Annotated in this window: 16 protein-coding genes and 1 pseudogene; 3 read left to right on the plus strand and 14 right to left on the minus strand. The window is 62.6% G+C overall.

Annotated features, from left to right (window positions below; genetic code table 11):
- Positions 1-40 precede the first annotated feature (40 nt).
- From SSPSH_RS10130 to leuC, 9 genes and pseudogenes are all read right to left on the minus strand, one after another.
- Positions 41-712, minus strand: a complete 672-nt coding sequence (locus SSPSH_RS10130; RefSeq protein ID WP_006912509.1) for a phosphoribosylanthranilate isomerase — start codon at positions 710-712, stop codon at positions 41-43.
- Positions 713-756: 44 nt separating this feature from the next.
- Positions 757-1,536 carry a tRNA pseudouridine(38-40) synthase TruA gene (gene truA / locus SSPSH_RS10135; RefSeq protein ID WP_006912510.1) on the minus strand — a complete coding sequence of 260 codons (780 nt, stop codon included), beginning with the start codon at positions 1,534-1,536 and terminating at the stop codon, positions 757-759.
- Between the two features lie 224 nt (positions 1,537-1,760).
- Positions 1,761-3,866, minus strand: coding sequence for a FimV/HubP family polar landmark protein (locus SSPSH_RS10140; protein WP_084623564.1), 2,106 nt, complete (start codon positions 3,864-3,866; stop codon positions 1,761-1,763).
- A gap of 56 nt (positions 3,867-3,922) precedes the next feature.
- Positions 3,923-4,417, minus strand: a pseudogene (locus tag SSPSH_RS19985) (type IV pilus assembly protein FimV); the annotation flags it as partial.
- A gap of 16 nt (positions 4,418-4,433) precedes the next feature.
- The gene (locus SSPSH_RS10150; protein ID WP_006912514.1) at positions 4,434-5,459 is read right to left on the minus strand and encodes an aspartate-semialdehyde dehydrogenase; all 1,026 of its coding nucleotides are present in this window, start codon (positions 5,457-5,459) and stop codon (positions 4,434-4,436) included.
- Between the two features lie 45 nt (positions 5,460-5,504).
- Positions 5,505-6,581 carry a 3-isopropylmalate dehydrogenase gene (leuB, locus tag SSPSH_RS10155; protein ID WP_006912515.1) on the minus strand — a complete coding sequence of 359 codons (1,077 nt, stop codon included), beginning with the start codon at positions 6,579-6,581 and terminating at the stop codon, positions 5,505-5,507.
- A 57-nt stretch (positions 6,582-6,638) separates the two neighbouring features.
- Entirely contained in the window at positions 6,639-7,283 is a 645-nt protein-coding gene (gene leuD / locus SSPSH_RS10160; protein WP_006912516.1) for a 3-isopropylmalate dehydratase small subunit, read from the minus strand.
- 42 nt (positions 7,284-7,325) lie between these two features.
- On the minus strand, positions 7,326-8,114 hold the full coding sequence (locus SSPSH_RS10165; protein WP_006912517.1) for a class I SAM-dependent methyltransferase: 789 nt from the start codon (positions 8,112-8,114) through the stop codon (positions 7,326-7,328).
- Positions 8,115-8,125: 11 nt separating this feature from the next.
- Complete coding sequence (leuC, locus tag SSPSH_RS10170) at positions 8,126-9,535, minus strand: 3-isopropylmalate dehydratase large subunit (protein ID WP_021031673.1); 1,410 nt, start codon at positions 9,533-9,535, stop codon at positions 8,126-8,128.
- Between the two features lie 107 nt (positions 9,536-9,642).
- On the opposite strand from leuC, the gene SSPSH_RS10175 reads away from it, so the two are divergent.
- Entirely contained in the window at positions 9,643-10,530 is an 888-nt protein-coding gene (locus SSPSH_RS10175) for a LysR family transcriptional regulator (protein ID WP_006912519.1), read from the plus strand.
- On the opposite strand, the gene SSPSH_RS10180 is transcribed toward SSPSH_RS10175, so the two are convergent.
- The 3 genes from SSPSH_RS10180 to prmB form a co-directional block, all read right to left on the minus strand.
- On the minus strand, positions 10,527-12,008 hold the full coding sequence (locus tag SSPSH_RS10180; RefSeq protein ID WP_006912520.1) for a nuclear transport factor 2 family protein: 1,482 nt from the start codon (positions 12,006-12,008) through the stop codon (positions 10,527-10,529). The two genes, SSPSH_RS10175 and SSPSH_RS10180, sit on opposite strands and share 4 nt — an antisense overlap.
- An 81-nt stretch (positions 12,009-12,089) precedes the next feature.
- Positions 12,090-13,190: a chorismate synthase gene (gene aroC / locus SSPSH_RS10185; RefSeq protein ID WP_006912521.1), complete on the minus strand. Its 1,101-nt coding sequence runs from the start codon at positions 13,188-13,190 to the stop codon at positions 12,090-12,092.
- 22 nt (positions 13,191-13,212) lie between these two features.
- Positions 13,213-14,148 (minus strand): 50S ribosomal protein L3 N(5)-glutamine methyltransferase, encoded by a 936-nt coding sequence (prmB, locus tag SSPSH_RS10190; protein WP_006912522.1) that lies wholly within the window; start codon positions 14,146-14,148, stop codon positions 13,213-13,215.
- Positions 14,149-14,322: 174 nt separating this feature from the next.
- Here prmB and asd point away from each other — a divergent pair, with 174 nt between their 5' ends.
- Complete coding sequence (asd, locus tag SSPSH_RS10195) at positions 14,323-15,219, plus strand: archaetidylserine decarboxylase (protein ID WP_006912523.1); 897 nt, start codon at positions 14,323-14,325, stop codon at positions 15,217-15,219.
- An 8-nt stretch (positions 15,220-15,227) separates the two neighbouring features.
- On the opposite strand, the gene epmA is transcribed toward asd, so the two are convergent.
- Both epmA and efp read right to left on the minus strand, forming a co-directional pair.
- Positions 15,228-16,172 (minus strand): EF-P lysine aminoacylase EpmA, encoded by a 945-nt coding sequence (gene epmA / locus SSPSH_RS10200; protein ID WP_006912524.1) that lies wholly within the window; start codon positions 16,170-16,172, stop codon positions 15,228-15,230.
- Between the two features lie 40 nt (positions 16,173-16,212).
- Complete coding sequence (efp, locus tag SSPSH_RS10205; protein WP_006912525.1) at positions 16,213-16,785, minus strand: elongation factor P; 573 nt, start codon at positions 16,783-16,785, stop codon at positions 16,213-16,215.
- An 88-nt stretch (positions 16,786-16,873) separates the two neighbouring features.
- Here efp and epmB point away from each other — a divergent pair, with 88 nt between their 5' ends.
- On the plus strand, positions 16,874-17,950 hold the full coding sequence (gene epmB / locus SSPSH_RS10210) for an EF-P beta-lysylation protein EpmB (protein ID WP_006912526.1): 1,077 nt from the start codon (positions 16,874-16,876) through the stop codon (positions 17,948-17,950).
- The last annotated feature ends 1 nt before the right edge of the window (position 17,951 follow it).

The raw sequence follows: 17,951 nt of genomic DNA on the forward strand, positions 1-17,951 counted from the left end.
CAAAACGGGCACCTATCGTTCAATCGTTATTCGTGTCGCTTCAGGCTTCGGTCGCGCCTTCGCTCAGCCGACGTTCCATACCGCCCGGGCGTGCGCGGCCAACCGCCGCGGTGAATTCTCGGACGCGTTCGGCATCCTTTATTCCCGGCGCACTTTCCACGCCGCTGCTCACATCCACTGCATACGGCTGAAAACGGGTAATAGCTTCACCGACGTTATCGGCATGCAGTCCCCCGGCGATGATGATCGGCATGTCCGGCATCGCGGCCTCGCGCTGCCAGTCGAATGTCTTGCCGCTGCCGCCGGCCGCACCGGCCCGATTGGCATCGAGCAAGAGCCCTTGCGCATCATGATAATAATCGGCCCAGGCCCGCGGCTCGACGTTTTCCTCGCCCATGGGCACGCTCTTCAAAAACGGCCAGGCGAAGCGCCGGCAGAATTCGGCCGTCTCACGACCGTGGAATTGCAAGGCATCGGGGCGCAACTGATCGAGCACCGTCTGTACGGCGGCCGGGGCCGGCTCGAGAAATAGCGCGACGCGGGCGACGAACGGTGGCAGCTCGCGGCTGATCGCACAGGCCTGCTCGACGTCGATCGTGCGGGAGCTGGCCTCGTAAAAGACGAAGCCGATCGCGTCTGCACCGGCATCCACGCATACCAGCGCATCTTCCAGGCGCGTGACACCACAAATCTTGATGCGTACTCGTTTCATAGCCGTCGCGTGGGCGAATGGCCTTGGTTTGCCAATACGACAGTTTACCAGCCGTCGTCATCCAGCGCCGGCGCCGGGAGCTCGAAATCCGGCGGATAATGGACACGGCGCAGCGACAACCCCTGCGCGGGCGCGGTCATACCGGCCCGGCGCCGGTCTTTATTCGCGAGCAGCTGGGCGAGCCACGCCGGGCCGCGCTCGCCGCGGCCGACCGGCAACAGACTACCGACGATATTACGCACCATGTGGTGCAGAAACGCGTTGGCCCGCACTTCCAGACGTATCCAGTCGCCACGCCGGACGACGTCACAGCGCGTGAGGTCGCGCCATGGCGTCTTGGCCTGACAGGCTGCGGCACGGAACGCGCTGAAATCATGGTAGCCGACCAGATGCTGGGCAGCGGTTTGCATGGCGTCGACATCGAGCCGGTGATGCGAATGGTAAGCACGGTTGCGCCAGAGCGCACTGGGCGCGGTACGGTCGAGTATCCAGTAGCGATATTCGCGAGCGACCGCACCAAAGCGCGCATGAAATGCCTGTGGGACCGGAACAACCCACTGCAGCGCGATATCCTCCGGTAGATAGCGGTTGGTGCCCAGAAGCCAGGCACGTTCGCTGCGCTCGACTTCGGTATCGAAATGCACGATCTGGCCCTGGGCATGCACGCCGGTATCGGTGCGACCGCTACAGATGGTACGGATCGGCGCGGCGGCCAGGCGCGTAAGCGCTGCTTCGAGCGTGTCCTGTACGCTCGAAGCATGGGGCTGACTCTGCCAGCCGTGATAGGCAGAACCGTCGTATTCGACACAGGCGGCCCAGCGCACTACGGGCATTTCATACCGAAAGCCGGACTACGTGCAGCATGCAGCCGGGCTCGCGCCCCAACAAGGGCCGCATAGTACGAGCGCACGTCTTCAATCGGCTTGGCAGCCGGGTGTCTAAAAATATACAAAACGACTGTGCTCGCGGTTCTTTGAACGGATTCAACGCATAACGCGTACCCGTCCCAGCCGGGACAGGCGCATAGCCGCACGATTATGAACAGCGCCTAGAGCTTGTTCAACAGCTCCTCGGCGGTCGCGCGCTGGGCATCATTGCCATCGTTCTGGACCTCTTCAAGGAGCTCCCGTGCAGCTGCGTTGTCTTCCATTTCGATATACATGCGTGCGAGATCAATCCGAATTTCGATCGGATCGGTTTCCACATCGTCGTCGGAAGCGGCCTCGTCGTCGTCGAGATCGAATTCGCTCATATCGATCGTTTCGACCGATTTCGGCGTGTCAGCCGGCGGCGTTTGACTGGTGCTATCGAGATCGAAGGCCAGACCGGGCTCATTGCCCTGATCATGCTGGCGCTCATCGCCCTCCACGACCTCCTGATCCTGCCAGTCGAAACCATCGTCCTCGCGCAACGTCTCGTTACGTGACACAGCTTCCGGAAGATCGAGCCCGGCACGGGGGGCCTCGGCCTCTTCCGTATCGGGCAATGAGTCGTCGATAGTGAAATAGTGCGCATCCCGGCTCGCGTCATCTTCGTCGACCGCAGCCGGTAGCTCGTCGTCGAGACCACTATCGCGGCCGGATACGAAACTCTCGTACAACGCTTCTGCCGACTCCGGATCGGGCTTCGGCGGGACGGCTTCGTCGGCGCTTTCCGAGCTGTCACTATCCTGCAGCCCGAGCGCAAAGCGTGGATCCTGCGGCCGCAGTACGCGGCCCATTGACGCCACGCCAGCCCAACGCACGCCGTTGTCGGTCAAGCCCGTTCCAAAGCGCTCGATATTGGCCATGAAGGCGTTTTCGTCACCGGTGAGATAGTCGAGTTCCAGGCGCTTGTCTTGTAGCGCGTTGTCGTTCGGATGCTCGGCCAGACCCACCTCGAGTGTGTCACGCGCTTGTTCGAAATCGCCTGCCTTGATCTGGGCTTCGGCGCGTTCGACCCGCTGCGAAGGCCGTGCCGTATTCGGCGCCGGGGCGTCATAAGCCTGTCGCGACTCGGCCGGCCGCTCGAACTCTTCTTCGGCCGACGGCGGCACCGGCCGATCGCCCTCGGCCTCGAAGTGCAAGGGCACCGGCTTGTATTGACGGCGTCGACGCCAGGCCAAGAGCAAAGCAACCAGCGACAAACCGCCAGCAAACAGCAACAGGTTGCGCGGGCGCAACAAGCTGCTGGAGCTGCTTGAGCCGCTTGAGCCGACAACATCGATATCGTCCGCCGGCAACGGCTGGTAATCGTCGTCCGGTCGTGCGACTGAGTCGTCAGTTCCGGCTGTTTCGTCTACGGGGGCCGCTGTGTCTGCCGCCGTGGTGGCCGCCTCATCCGTGTCGACGGCTTCGGTCACCGCATCGTCGGACGCCGCGGCGGCCGGCGCAGGCTCGACACCCGCCGTGGCGTCTACGGCATTTTCAGCATCAGAACTCGCATCGGCATCGGCTTGAGCGGCCCCTGTGGCAGCCGTGGGGGCCACGCCGGTCGCAGCATCGACCGTGCCACCCGCACGGGTCGAATCGCTGCTCTGGTCCGAGGGCACCGTGCCTTGCGAGACCATCGGATCCGTATCGCCATCCACACCTGCGTCATCGTTACGAGTCGCCTGTGTCGCCGCACTGCCGTCGGCCCCACTGTCGGCAAAGTCGGGCATCGTCAAACGACCGAAACCGGCGGTACCGACCGCGCCGCCCAATTCCTGGCCGTCCACGCGCGGCGGTTCCAGCCGCAAGCGGGCATCGGTGGTGGGCGCCGCTAGTTCGCGCCCGGGCCCACTACGACCGGCCGCCGTGTCCGGGGCGGCTTGTGCCAGTTGCTCGACTGCCTCTGCCTGCTGTGCGCTCACCACCGCACGAGCCTCGTCAGACCCGATCGATCGAATACGCTCGACTGGCGGAATCGCCAGCACCGCACCGCGCAACAGAATATTCATGTTGTCGCTGAATGCCTGCGGGTTATTGCGATAAAGCGCGACCTGCATCTGGTCCAGCGTGGTGCCCGGCCGTCGTAGTCCCGCGGCAATGCGCGAAAGCGTTTCACCGGCCTGTACCGGGCCATAACGATCGGTACGCGGCTCATCTCGACGGCTGGGGGCTGGCGATGTCGTTTGCGCGGGGCTGGCGTTACTGGGAGAACGCTCGCGCGCGGCCGAAGACGGCTGTGCCACCGCCGCCGGCGCGTTCGCGGCCGCGGCGTAGCCGGCGCCCGTCCGGGCGGATCAAGCAAGACCGTATATTCGCGCAGCGCGCGGCCGCTACCAGTATCGGCTTCGATAAGAAAACGCAGGAACGGTTCACGCACCGGCGCGTCGGTGGTCAAACGCAGTAATACCTGGCTGGATTCGTTGCCCGGACTGGCCACGATGCGGATTCGATCCGCCAGGGCCGTACGCTCGATTCCGAAGCGCCGAAACATATCCACGCTGGCCATATCGACCTGTAGCGCGGTCTTCTCCGCAGGCGTGAGGGCCACCAGATTGATCGTGGCATCCAGCGGCTCGTTAAGCGCGGAGTGCACACGAATGGCACCGAAACCAAGCGCGGACGCCACGCCCGCGTTACATAACAAGGCCGCTACGGCTGCGCCCTGCAGCCTGCGCCTCAAATACGATTTTGAATCGACCACGGCGCCTGCATATCCCCCTGGATTCGACCCGCGCATTCGCCTTCCCGAAGAACTCGAATGCGCCGGCCGACGCGCATGCCGGCTTTCCGCCATGTCGCGTCGTGTATGTCTAGATGTATTTTTCTATCAACTTCTCGGCGATCTGCACACTGTTGAGTGCAGCGCCCTTGCGTACGTTATCGGCCACGACCCAGAAATTTAGACCATTTTCACAGGAAATATCTTCTCGGATACGCGACACGAAAACACCGTCCTGGTTCGCGGCGTCGGTCACCGCCGTTGCATAGCCCTCGGCATCCGCCGTGTCGACGACCGTCACCCCGGGCGCCGCCTGCAATAGCTCTCTGGCTTTTTCGGCCGACACCTTGTCGCGCGTTTCGATATGCAACGCCTCGGAATGCCCAAAGAACACCGGCACGTGCACTGCAGTCGGATTGATACGAATTCCCCGGTCGTCGAAAAGCTTGTGCGTCTCCCAGACCATCTTCATCTCTTCGCCGGTATACCCATTATCCAGCACAGCATCGATCCGAGGGAGCGCGTTGAATGCAATCTGCTTGGCGTACGCCGTGGGCTGCTTGATCGCCTGGCCGCTGAGCAGACGCGCACTCTGGTCCGCCAGTTCACGCATTGCCGCCCCGCCCGAACCGGATACCGCTTGATACGTCGCCACGTTGACGCGCTCGACATGGGCGAAATCGTGGATAGGCTTGAGTGCGACTACCATCTGAATGGTCGCGCAGTTCGGATTGGCGATAATGCCACGCGTGCGGTAGCCGGCGATCGCCTCGGGATTGACTTCGGGAACCACCAGCGGCACGTCGTCGGCCTGACGAAAATGCGCGCTATCGTCGATAACGACACAGCCCGCCTCGACGGCCCGAGGAACGAATTTCTCGGAGACCTTAGCGCCCGCCGAGAACAATGCAATCCGAACCTGTGCGAAATCGAATTCGGCCAGATTGCCGACGCTAATACTCTTGCCCTTGAAGCGCACGCGCTTGCCGGCAGAGCGCTCGCTGGCGAGAGCAAAAATCCGACCTACCGGAAAGTCACGCGCCTCGAGAATCTCGAGCATGGCTTCGCCGACGGCGCCCGTGGCACCCACCACGGCAACATCGTATGCCTCGGCCATCCAGGGTCCTGTTTCAAGTCCGTTTAAACGGGCTGGGAATGCGTTTCAGCGTAGCATATCGACGATCGCACCACCGATCTCCTGGGTGCTCGCCATCTGTGTTTCGTCGTCCATGATGTCGCGCGTACGCAGGCCCCTATCCAAGGCATAACCGACCGCATTCTCGACCTTGTCGGCCAGATCACCGCGATCGAGCGTATAGCGCAGCATCATCGCCACCGACAGGATGGTGGCGAGCGGGTTGGCTACCCCCTGACCCGCGATATCCGGCGCGCTGCCGTGCACGGGTTCGTACAGACCCTTGCCGTTGGTATCCATCGATGCCGACGGCAGCATACCGATGGACCCGGTCAACATGGCCGCCGCATCCGAGAGCACATCGCCGAACAGATTACCGGTGACCAGCGTATCGAACTGCTTGGGTGCGCGTACCAGCTGCATCGCCGCGTTATCGACATACATGTGCGTGAGCTCGATGTCCTCGTACTCGGCGTGCAGCTCGGTCATCACGTCGCGCCAGAGCTGCGATACATCGAGCACGTTGGCCTTATCCACGCTGCACAGGCGACCGCCGCGCGCACGCGCGATATCGAAAGCAGCGCGCCCGATACGCCGAATCTCGTCCTCGTCATAGCGCATGGTATTGAACGCTTCACGCTTGCCGTTGGCATTCATATGGCGCCCGGCGGGCTTACCGAAGTAGATGCCGCCGGTGAGCTCGCGCACGATCATGATATCCAGGCCCGACACGATATCGCGCTTAAGCGCGGATACATGCGCCAACTGCGGATACAGAATCGCCGGCCGCAGATTCGCGAACAACCCGAGTTCGCTTCGCAAACGCAGCAAGCCCGATTCGGGCCGATTGTCGCGTGGCTGATCGTCCCACTTCGGGCCGCCGATCGAGCCGAACAGAATCGCGTCGGCTGCTCGTGCCGCAGTCAGCGAAGACTCGGGCAACGGCACGCCTTCGGCATCGATTGCAGCACCGCCTACCAGAGCCTCCTCCAACTCGATATCCAGGCCATGATCGCTGGCAAGCGCCTCGAGTACGCGTACCGCTTCACGACATATTTCAGGGCCCACGCCATCGCCGGGCATCACGAGAATTCTTGCTGTCATGGATTCGCTGGTCCTTTTACCGAATGCTTGGCGAGCCGGGCTGGCGCCGACGTCATCTTACAGATCGCGGAAAAGCCACGGCTTTTCCTGAGCGCGCCTGGCCTCGAACGCACGGATTTCATCGGCATGCTGCAATGTCAGCCCGATATCGTCCAATCCCGAAAGCATATTCTTGCGCCGATAAGCATCCACATCGAACGCGTACTCGTGCCCGGCCGCGGTGACGATCTTTTGCTCGTAAAGATCGACGCGTGCAGTCATACCGATATCAGCCTCAGCCTCCGAAAACAAAGCGTCTACCTTTTCCTCTTCCAAAGCAATAGGTAACACGCCGTTCTTGAAGCAATTGTTGTAGAAAATATCAGCAAAACTGGGCGCGATGACGCAACGCATGCCGAAATCTTCCAGGGCCCATACCGCGTGTTCACGTGAAGAACCGCAGCCAAAGTTCTCTCGTGCAAGCAAAATACTTGCTTGACGATAGGGTTCGCGATTGAGGACGAAATCGGGATTTTCGCGGCGGCTGGCCACATCGGTTTCCAGCCCGCCCTGATCGAGATAGCGCCAGTCATCGAACAGATGCGGGCCAAATCCGGTACGGCGGATCGATTTCAGAAATTGCTTGGGAATGATCGCGTCAGTATCGACGTTGGAACGGTCCAACGGCGCGACCAGCCCTTCGTGAATAGTGAATGCTTGCATGATGTTATCTTCGCTACTTTGAAAAGGTGGAAGGATCGACGCTTATCGTTCGGCGGGTCGATGCGCGACGAAACGCAGCCGCACGTAGGGCGCAATCCAGCGGCCGTGCTCGTCTTGTAGAGAGTCGACGAGACGATCGCGTACCGCCGCGACATAGTCCTGTCGAGCGGCGCCCGGCTCGAATGCGGCCACGAACGGCCGTGCGAGCGTGGTCAGCCACTGACTCACGTCGCCGGGCAGTTCCGTCGGCCGCTCGAAGCTGGCCAACTGATCAACAACGAAACCTGCGTTTTCCAAGCGCTGTCGATATTCGGCATCGGTCGGAAAATACCAGGGATCGAGCGTATCCGGGTCGACGCCTCGCGCCTTTGCTTGCGCTCTGAGGGCGTCCTGAATCGGCGCCACATTGCCGGCGCCGCCGAATTCAGCCACGAAACGACCGCCCGGCACAAGCCGCTGATAAACGCCATCGATCACCACTTGCGGATCGCGTTTCATCCAGTGCAGAGCCGCATTGGAAAACACGGCATCGAACCGGCCCGAAATTTCAGCGCAGTCAGCCAGCGCATGGCCATCGGCCACAATGGCGTGAATCCCGCGCTCGCGTGCCGCCGTGGCCAGATCGGGGCTGGCATCGACGCCCAGCACATCGGCACCACGTTCTACGAGCGTATGGCTCAATACGCCGTCGCCACAACCCAGATCGAGGATTCGCTCGCCCGGCCTGGGATCGAGCAAATCGACGAGCGGCGCCGCCAGATCGGCCACAAAGCGCGCATCGCGCGCGTAGTCGGCCGCATTCCAGCCACCCGGCGTATCGCCGCTTGGCATAACAGAGCCGCTCACTGGGCGATGCCCAACTCGCGGATATCAACGAAGTGTCCATAGACCGCCGCCGCAGCAGCCATCGCCGGGCTGACCAGATGGGTACGTCCACCCTTGCCCTGGCGCCCTTCGAAGTTACGGTTCGAGGTCGACGCGCAGCGCTCTCCCGGCAACAGGTTGTCGTCGTTCATACCCAGGCACATGGAACAGCCGGCATCCCGCCACTCGAAGCCGGCGGCCTTGAAGATCTGATCCAAGCCCTCTTTTTCGGCCTGCTGCTTCACCAAACCGGAACCCGGCACCACCATCGCCAGTTCGATGTTCGGGGCGACCTTGCGGCCCTTGAGGTATTCCGCCGCCACGCGCAGGTCTTCGATACGCGCGTTGGTACAGGAACCGAGAAATATCTTGTCGAGCATGATCTCGGTCATCGGTACGCCCGGCGTGAGATCCATGTATTCGAGCGCGGCACGCCAGCCCTCCGCCTGATTCTCGTTGGCCGCATGTTCCGGGGCCGGCACACGGTCGGTCACCGGGCCCACCATTTCCGGCGACGTGCCCCAGGTGACCTGGGGTGCGATATCGGCGGCGTCGAGGACCACGACCTCGTCGTATTCGGCCCCCTCATCGGAAACCAGCGTGCGCCAGTACTTCTCGGCGCGGTCCCATTGCTCGCCTTCCGGGGCATAGGTCCGGCCGCGCATGTATTCGATCGTAGTGTCGTCCACGGCGACCATGCCGGCGCGCGCGCCCGCTTCGATGGACATATTGCAGATCGTCATCCGCCCTTCCATCGACAAGGCACGCACGGCTTCGCCGCCGTATTCGATCACGTAGCCGGTGCCACCGGCGGTGCCGATCTTGCCGATGATGGCCAGCATAATGTCCTTGGCGGAAATGCCCGGCGCCACCTGGCCATCGACGCGCACCAGCATGGTCTTCGAGCGCGATTGCGGCAGCGTCTGCGTGGCCAGTACATGTTCGACTTCCGAGGTGCCGATACCAAAGGCCAAGGCACCGAACGCGCCGTGGGTCGCGGTGTGCGAATCACCGCACACGATCGTCATACCCGGCTGGGTCGCACCCTGCTCCGGTCCGATGATATGCACGATGCCTTGACGCGGATCGCCGAGGCCGAACAGCCGAATGCCATGCTCGTTGCAGTTCTTAAGCAAAGCATCGACCTGGGCGCGTGAAATGCTGTCGGCGATGCCGCCGTCGCGATTGATGGTGGGCACGTTGTGATCGGGCACGGCGAGATTGGCATTTACACGCCAGACCGGCCGGCCGGCCAACTCTAAACCTTCGAAAGCCTGCGGCGACGTGACTTCATGGACCATGTGGCGGTCGATATAAAGCAGGCCGTTGCCGTCTTCTTCGCGAACCAGGTGTTCGTTGTAGAGTTTTTCGTAAAGCGTCTGTGCCATGACTCGCTCCGGATCTGGGAATGGCGCAGAGGTTAAGCGCACCGCGCGAATTACTCAAATGAATCTTTTGGATATAATCGATTACCTTTTGGCAATAGTCATGCAGCATGCAAACCGAAGCGATCCGGGCCTTCGTTACCGTCTGTGACCGGGGTTCTTTTCAAGCCGCAGCGGAAACGCTGCACCTGAGTCAGCCGACGATCAGCAAACGCCTTGCCGCGCTGGAAACACGGCTCGGCCACGATCTGTTCGACCGCGTCGGACGCGGCGTGGCGCTCACCGAGGCCGGGCATGCCTACCTGCCCCATGCCCGCGAGCTGCTTGCGGTGGTGCAGGACGGCCGACGCGCGCTGGATAATCTGGACGCCGACACCGGCGGACCGTTGCGCCTTGCGTTATCGCACCACGTCGGCCTCCACCGCATGCCCGAGGTACTGCGCGCCTATATCGCGCGCTACCCCAAAGTCGCGCCGGAAATCGTGTTCGTGGATTCGGAAGCGGCCTGTCGCAGTGTACTTAACGGCGAGCGCGAACTGGCCGTGATCACACTGCCGAGCCCGGCGCCCCCAGGCCTCGTCGAAGACTGCATCTGGGCCGATCCCATGAGCATTTTCGTGGGCCGCGATCACGCACTGGCCACTGCCGGGACGATCGACGTGGCCGATCTGGCGGCTTACCCGGCGGTTCTGCCGCCGGTGGAAAGCTATACCTACGCCATCATTGCGGATGCGCTGGGCCAGAGCGGGCTGGAGATCGAGCCGCGTATGACCAGCCACTATCTGGAGACACTGCGCATGCTCGCGGGCGTGGGCATTGGCTGGACCGTGCTGCCCACGTCAATGCAACATCCCGAACTGACGCGGGTCGAGTTACCGGACGTTGTGATCGAACGCCGGCTGGGCGCGATACGTCACCCGCGCCGCAGCCTGTCAAACGCGGCGCGCGCCCTGCTGACCATGCTGGACGCGCTTCGCGAGCCCAAAGCGCCCGCCTAGCTTTCGCGAACGATACGCCAGCCGCCGTCCTCGCGTACCAGCGTCACGCGCTTGCGTTCACGATCTTCGTACGTACTGGACTTGTAGTGCTGGTTGAAGCTTGCCTGTGCGCGATCGTCGCCCAGCAGACTCACCTGGATATCGCTGATCTCGACCCGGATCCAGGCCGGGCCCTTGACGGCCTGATCACGCGACTTGGCCCAGGCGGTCAGGCTGGTACCGCCCTTCGGCTGATAGTTATCGCTGTATGCATTCAGGTAGCGACGCACATTCTGTGAAGACCAGGCCTCGGCCCAGTCCTCAAGCGCCTGCTCGACGGCCTGACGCGCCTGTGCCTGGCTTTCTGCCTGCATCTGCGCGGGTGCGGAACCGGCGGACGCATTCGCATTCTCGGTGCCGGCCGTCTGCGCCGGCGGTGCTTCGGATGCCGTGTCGGCCGGGTTCGGCGCCGGCGCGTCGTCAGCCGGCGGCGCTTCGCTCACCGTCTGGCTGTCCACGCTTTCGGTCTGGGTCGGCGACGTGGCGGCAACCGTGAAGTCCACCGCGTCTGCATCACCCTCGCGCAGGATCTGCCAGCCGTCGCCGGTTTCCTGCATCAGCAATGTCTTGGACTCGCGATCCTGATAGGTATTCGACTTGTAGCGCTGGGTAAACTTGACCAGCGCCTGTTCGCCGCGCCGATCGATCTGCGTATCGCTCAAGGTGACGTCGATACGTGCGGGACCGCTCACACGAGCGCGCCGCTGCGCGGCCCACGCCGAACGGCTCATGCCGTCGTCCGGCACGAAGTCCGGGCTGTACATCGATAGATAGCCGTCGACGTCTTGTGCCGACCAGACTTTGGCCCAGCTCTGGAGCGTGGATTGCGGCGTGCTCGTGTCGACTTCGACCGGTGTCTTCGCGCGTGCGGTGACGTTGGGAACGGCCGGCGGCGTCGGCTTGCCGGATTTTGCCGAACCTGCACTCATGCCGCCGCCGATGAATTCGGCCAGCTGCTGGCTTTTCGCGCGGGCGATCGCGTTGTCGCTTTCCAGTTCGCCCGCGCGTGCATAGGCGCCCTGGGCCATCGCCACGTAGATATCGCCCAGATTCTCCTGGGCCGGACCATGCTGCGGATTGATCTCGACGGCTTTCTCCAGCGCCGCCTGGGCGCCTTCGAGATCGTTGTTGCGGGCACGCAGCACGCCGAGATTGTTCCAGGCCTCGGCCATTTCGGGATTGTCTGCAACCAAGGCGTTGAACGCATCCAGCGCCGCAGCGGTATCACCGCTACGCGCCAGGGCCAGCCCTTTCAGAAAACGCGCCTCGGCGTTGTTCGGCGTCTTGGCGAGCACTGCGTTAAGTTGTTGTACCGCGCTCGAATAATCGTTGCGAGACAAGGCATCGCGTGCCGAATCCATATCCGCATGAGCCACGCCGCCCGACAGTGCGGCAACGATAAGGGCCGTAGCGGCCGTGGTCTTGATTCTGATGGTCATCGGAACGAAATCCCCCGAGCGAGTTCTGTTGCGTTCGTATTATGCCGTTTAGTCATTGCGTTGCCAGACAAACATAGCCTTTCAAGCGCGTTCTGATGCGATCGGCGCCAGACCACTGGCCACGTCGGCATTCTGGGCGCGATGGCGCAGGGCGTGATCGAGCAGCACGAGCGCGAGCATGGCCTCGGCAATCGGTGTCGCCCGCAGGCCGACACAAGGATCGTGTCGGCCCGTGGTGCGCATCTGTGTGGCCTGGCCGCTGGTATCGATCGTGTCACCGGGAATGATGATGCTCGACGTCGGCTTGAGCGCCATGCTCGCGCGAATCGTCTGGCCACTGGAAATCCCGCCCTGAATACCGCCGGAATGATTGCTGGCAAATCCGTCCGGCGACATTTCATCGCGATGCTGCGAGCCGCGCTGGTTCACCACCGCAAAGCCGTCGCCGATTTCCACCCCCTTGACGGCATTGATGCTCATCAACGCCTTGGCGATCTCGGCGTCGAGGCGGTCGAATACCGGCTCGCCCCAGCCCGGAGGCACGCCGGTGGCGATGACGTTGATCCGCGCGCCGATCGAGTCGCCGTCTTTTCGCAGCGCGTTGATATAGTTTTCCAGCTCTTCAAGACGTTCTGACTCGGCACAGAAGAACGGGTTGTGGTTGGCCGCATCGAGATCCGTACAGGCCAGTTCGAGCGGCCCCATGGCCGCGAGATACCCCTGGATACGCACCCCGAAACGCTCGGCGAGCACCTTGCGCGCTATCGCCCCGGCCGCGACGCGCGTGGCAGTTTCGCGTGCCGAGGAACGTCCACCGCCGCGATAGTCGCGGATGCCGTATTTCTGTAGATAGGCGTAGTCGGCGTGATTGGGCCGGAACACGTCCTTGATCTTGGAATAGTCGCGCGAGCGCTGATCGGTGTTTTCGATGATCAGCCCGATCGGCGTGCCCGTGGTCTTGCCTTCGAAGACGCCGGATACGATCCGCGCGCGATCGTCTTCGCGGCGCTGCGTCACATAGCGGGAGGTTCCGGGCTTGCGCCGGTCCAGTTCGACCTGGAGATCGTCTTCACTGATTTCGATGCCGGGTGGACAGCCGTCGACGATGCAGCCGATCGCCGGCCCGTGACTTTCGCCAAAGGTCGTGACCGTGAATCGTTCGCCCCAGGTATTGCCTGCCATAAGTCTTAGCTCGTCGAAAAAACTACTGCGCGGTCGCGGCCTGTGCATCCACCCAGGCGTCGAGATCTTGTGCCTCCAGAACGCCGACACCCAAGCCGCCGCGCTCGAGTTCCACCCACGTTATCGGCAGGTCCGGGTAAGTCTGCTCCAGGACAAAGGCGCTGTAACCGACTTCCAGCACCAGCAGCCCATCTTCGCTGAGATAGTTGCGGGCGTCGAACAAAAGCCGTGCGACCAGGGAGAGATCGTCACTGTCACCATGAAAGGCGAAACCGGGTTCGTGCCGATATTCCGGTGCCAGGCCCGACCATTCATCCCGCGTGACATACGGCGGATTGGTCACGATCAGGTCGAAACGCTGTTCAGGAAGCCCATCGAACAGATCGGCCTTCACATACTCCACCTGGGGCCCGATATCGTGCTTGTCACTATTGATCCGCGCGACATCCAGCGCATCGCTACTGGCATCAGTAGCCACAACACGTGCTTCTGGGAAGGCCAGTGCACAGGCAATCGCGATCGCGCCGCTGCCCGTACACAAATCGAGGATCGAAAGCGGCTCGCGATGCCCGAGCCAGGGCTGAAATTCGGTTTCGACGAGCTCCGCAATCGGCGAGCGCGGCACGATCACCCGTTCGTCGACAAAGAATTCGAGACCGGCGAACCAGGCTTTCTGCGTAATGTAGGCCGCAGGCCGGCGTGTTTCGATGCGGCGATGAATAATTTCGATAACCGCATCGCGCTCGGCAAAGGTGAGCGTGCTGTCCAGATAGACGTCTGGCAGCGTCGCATCCAGCCCCAGTGTGTCGAGCACCAGATGGGCGGCCTCGTCCACAGCGTTGTCGCTACCGTGGCCGAACGCCAACTCCGACGCGGCGAAGCGCGATGCGCCCCAACGGATATAGTCCAGCACGCGCGTGAGCGTGGCAGCGATGTCGGTGTTGTCGTGGTGGGTCATACCTGCCTGTATATAGCCTGAAAACAGCCGTTACCCGGCCTGCCGGGCATTCGACCGATACGCGATCGTGGCGGCGCCAAGCGCCGTGTCGCGCAAGGATAAACCACATCTGTACTTTGCGCGGATGCAAAGCGACGCTACGCTGCGCGCATCCACTGATTCACGATATTCCGAATGGCTTCATCGAACCCGGCAAGCGCGGGTGACCGCCTGTTTGCCGCCATGCTGTGGCTATTGCCCACCCGCGCAATCTCGCGCGCAGCCCATGCGCTGGCGCGCGCACGAATGCCCTGGCTGAAACAAAGTCTGATCAACGCGTTCATGCGGCTTTATCCTGGCATCGATATGAGCGAAGCGGCCCAGCCCGACCCCAGCGCCTATTCGAGCTTCAACGCTTTTTTCACTCGCGCACTGACGCCTGAAGCGAGGCCCATGCCTGACGACCGCGAACGTATCGTGTCGCCGGTCGACGGTACGCTGGGCGCTTTTGGCGATGCCCGTAGCGGCATGATCTGCCAGACCAAGGGCATGGCCTACGATCTGCGTACGCTCGTGGGCGGCAGCGAAGCCTGGTCCGCCGCTTTTCTGGGCGGACGCTATGCGACCTTCTATCTCGCCCCGTCCAACTATCATCGCGTACATATGCCGCTGGACGGCTGTGTGCGCGAGATGCGCTATGTGCCCGGCCGGCTGTTCGGGGTGAATCCGCGCTGTGTCCGCGCTATTCCGCGCCTGTTCGCGCGCAACGAGCGGCTGGTCACGATGTTCGATACCGCGGTCGGGCCCATGGCCATGGTCCTGGTCGGCGCCTTCATCGTGGGCGGCATCCATACCCGGTGGGCCGGCCAGATCTGTCCGCCGCATCGACGCACGCCACGCAACGAGAGCTTCATCGATGCAACCCTGGAGAACGCCTACTATGCACGCGGCGAGGAAATGGGCCGCTTCTCGATCGGCTCCAGTGTAATCCTGCTATTCGGCCCAGGCGCGTTGGGTTGGGAAAACGAGCTGTTCAACGGCCAGCCCGTCAAGCTGGGCGATTCGATCGCACGTTTGGGCAACGGCGCCTGAAATAGCGGCTAGCGACGCGGCCAATCAAAAGCCAGTGCGTCGCCGATGCCGTCGAACCCGCAGATCAGCGCGAGTAGTCGGTCCACGCCGAGCGCCACCCCGGCGCTTGCCGGCATGCCCGCCTGCATTGCATTCAAAAGGCGCTCATCCAGGCCGGTTTGCGCTACACCGGCCTCGGTGCGCAGGCGCTGCTCGCGCTGCATGCGATCGCGTGCGATCGCCGCGTCCGTAAGTTCCTCGGCGCCATTGGCCAATTCCACGCCCTGCCAGAACCATTCGAAGCGGCGGGCGATACCCGCGCGTTCGGAGTCGCTCGCCACGAGTACGGCATCGTCATTCGGAAAATCGACGACGCACACGGGCCCTTGCCGGCCAAGCGTGGGTTGGACCGCCAGACTCATGATCAGATCGAGCCAGAAGGCGCGATCGTCGTCGTCAGCAGCTTGCGCGGGTGCGAGCTGCCGTCGACGCGCCCAGTCGGCCAAGACGGCGCCTTCGCTTTCGATCGGATCAATGCCGGTCACGGATTCAAACACCGCGCGGTATTCGCAAACCGGTGCGCAGGCAACGCCGGCAACCGCTTCGACCAGATCTCGAGTCTCGGCCACGATATCCATCATGCTCGCCTGTGGCCGATACCACTCAAGCATCCAGAATTCGGGGTTATGCCAGCGCCCGGCTTCGCCCGCGCGAAACACGGGCCCCAATTGATAGATCGCGCCCATGTCGGCGGCGAGCAACCGTTTGAGCGCATGTTCGGGCGAAGGCACGAGATAGCCATCGACCCCGACCGCCATGCTGGCCAGCCCGCGTTCGGCCGGTGCGGCACTGGCGATCAGCGGCGTACTCACTTCCAGCACTTCGCGGCGCGCCATGAAGCTGCGGATGTCGCCAAGCAGCCGGGCACGGCGTTCGAGCGTTGCCCGCTTGGCCCGCGGGCGCCAATCGGTCATCTCCACGACCTTACGAGGCTAGGCCACGCGCGATAAACGCTTAGCCTTCGTTGGCGCGCGAGACATACTCGCCCTTGCGCGTATCGACCTTCAGCGTTTCGCCCTCTTCGATGAACAAGGGCACACGCACCACCGCGCCGGTTTCCAGCGTGGCCGGCTTGCCGCCGCCGCCCGACGTATCACCGCGCACGCCGGGATCGGTTTCGGTCACGGTCAGGGTCACGAAATTCGGCGGATCGACCTGCAACGGCGTACCGTTCCAGAGCGTCACGCTGCAGGTGTCCTGGGCCTTGAGCCACTTGGTGGCATCGCCAACCGCGGCTTCACTGGCCTGATACTGCTCGAAGGTGTTCGGCTCCATGAAGTGCCAGAACTCGCCGTCGTGATAGAGATACTGCAGGTCGACGTCCATGACGTCGGCGGCTTCCACGCTATCGCCCGACTTGAAGGTCCGTTCGATGACGCGGTTGGTTTTCAGGTTGCGAATCTTGACGCGATTGAACGCCTGACCCTTGCCGGGTTTCACGAACTCGTTCTCGACAATGGCGCACGGGTCGCCGTCGAGAATGATCTTGAGCCCGCCCTTGAACTGGTTGGTATTGAAGGTCGCCATAAAAGCTTGTTTCTGATTGGTTGAAAACCGCACGCCTCATAGGCGCGGCCGGTTGGCGCAGCGCGGGTGGCGCTCTACACTGGTCGCCATGCATCACGCCCAAGTCGAGACCTTGCGCGCGCCTGCCCGAAAGCGCGCCAGTCTATCGCAAACCGGTCACGGCTGGCAGCAGGCCATGCGTGAAGCGGTGACCGATATCGGCACGCTTTGCGACCTGCTCGAGTTGTCGGACGCCCAGCGTGATGCGTTGATCGGCATACGAACCGGTTTCCCGTTGCGCGTACCGCGTAGCTATATCGCACGCATGCGCCGCGGCGATGTCGACGACCCTCTGCTACGTCAGGTTCTGCCCATAGCCGCAGAAAACGAACCTGTGCCGGGGTTTTCGATCGACGCGGTGGGCGATCACGCGAGCGCGCTCGGTGACGGCGTTCTGCACAAATACCATGGCCGCGCCCTGCTGGTGACCACCGGCGCCTGTGCCGTGCACTGCCGCTATTGCTTCCGGCGGCATTTCGACTATGCAAACCAGCATGCCGGTGCCCGTCAGGGCGAGGCCGCACTCGCGCATATTGCCGCCGATAAGAGCATCAACGAAGTCATTCTCTCAGGCGGCGACCCGTTATCGCTGAGTAATAACCGTCTCGATGCGCTCGGGCACGCACTCGACGCAATCGAGCACGTCACGCGTATTCGTATTCATACCCGTACCGCCGTGGTGCTGCCCGAGCGTATTGATGCGGATTTGATCGCCTGGGTCCGTGAACGCCGCCAGCAATGCGTGATCGTCATCCATGCCAATCACGCGCAGGAACTCGACGACACGGTTGCCCAGCGGCTGCTTGAACTGCGTGCCGCTGGCGCGACCCTGCTCAATCAAGCGGTTTTGCTCAAGAACGTCAACGATGATGTCGATACATTGATACAACTCAGCGAGCGGCTCTTTGCGCTGGGTGTGATGCCGTACTATCTGCACCTGCTCGACCGGGTGGCCGGAAGCGCGCATTTCGAAGTCGATGAGGCGCGTGCACGCATACTCATCGGCCGCGTGGCCGGGCGACTGCCCGGCTATCTGGTACCACGGCTGGCGCGCGAAAACGCCGGCGATGCCGCCAAGCAGGTTCTCGGCTACGACGCCGGGCCGAGTGCGGCCGATACGCGATGAT

It is taken from the genome of Salinisphaera shabanensis E1L3A (assembly GCF_000215955.2).
GTDB classification, from domain to species: domain Bacteria; phylum Pseudomonadota; class Gammaproteobacteria; order Nevskiales; family Salinisphaeraceae; genus Salinisphaera; species Salinisphaera shabanensis.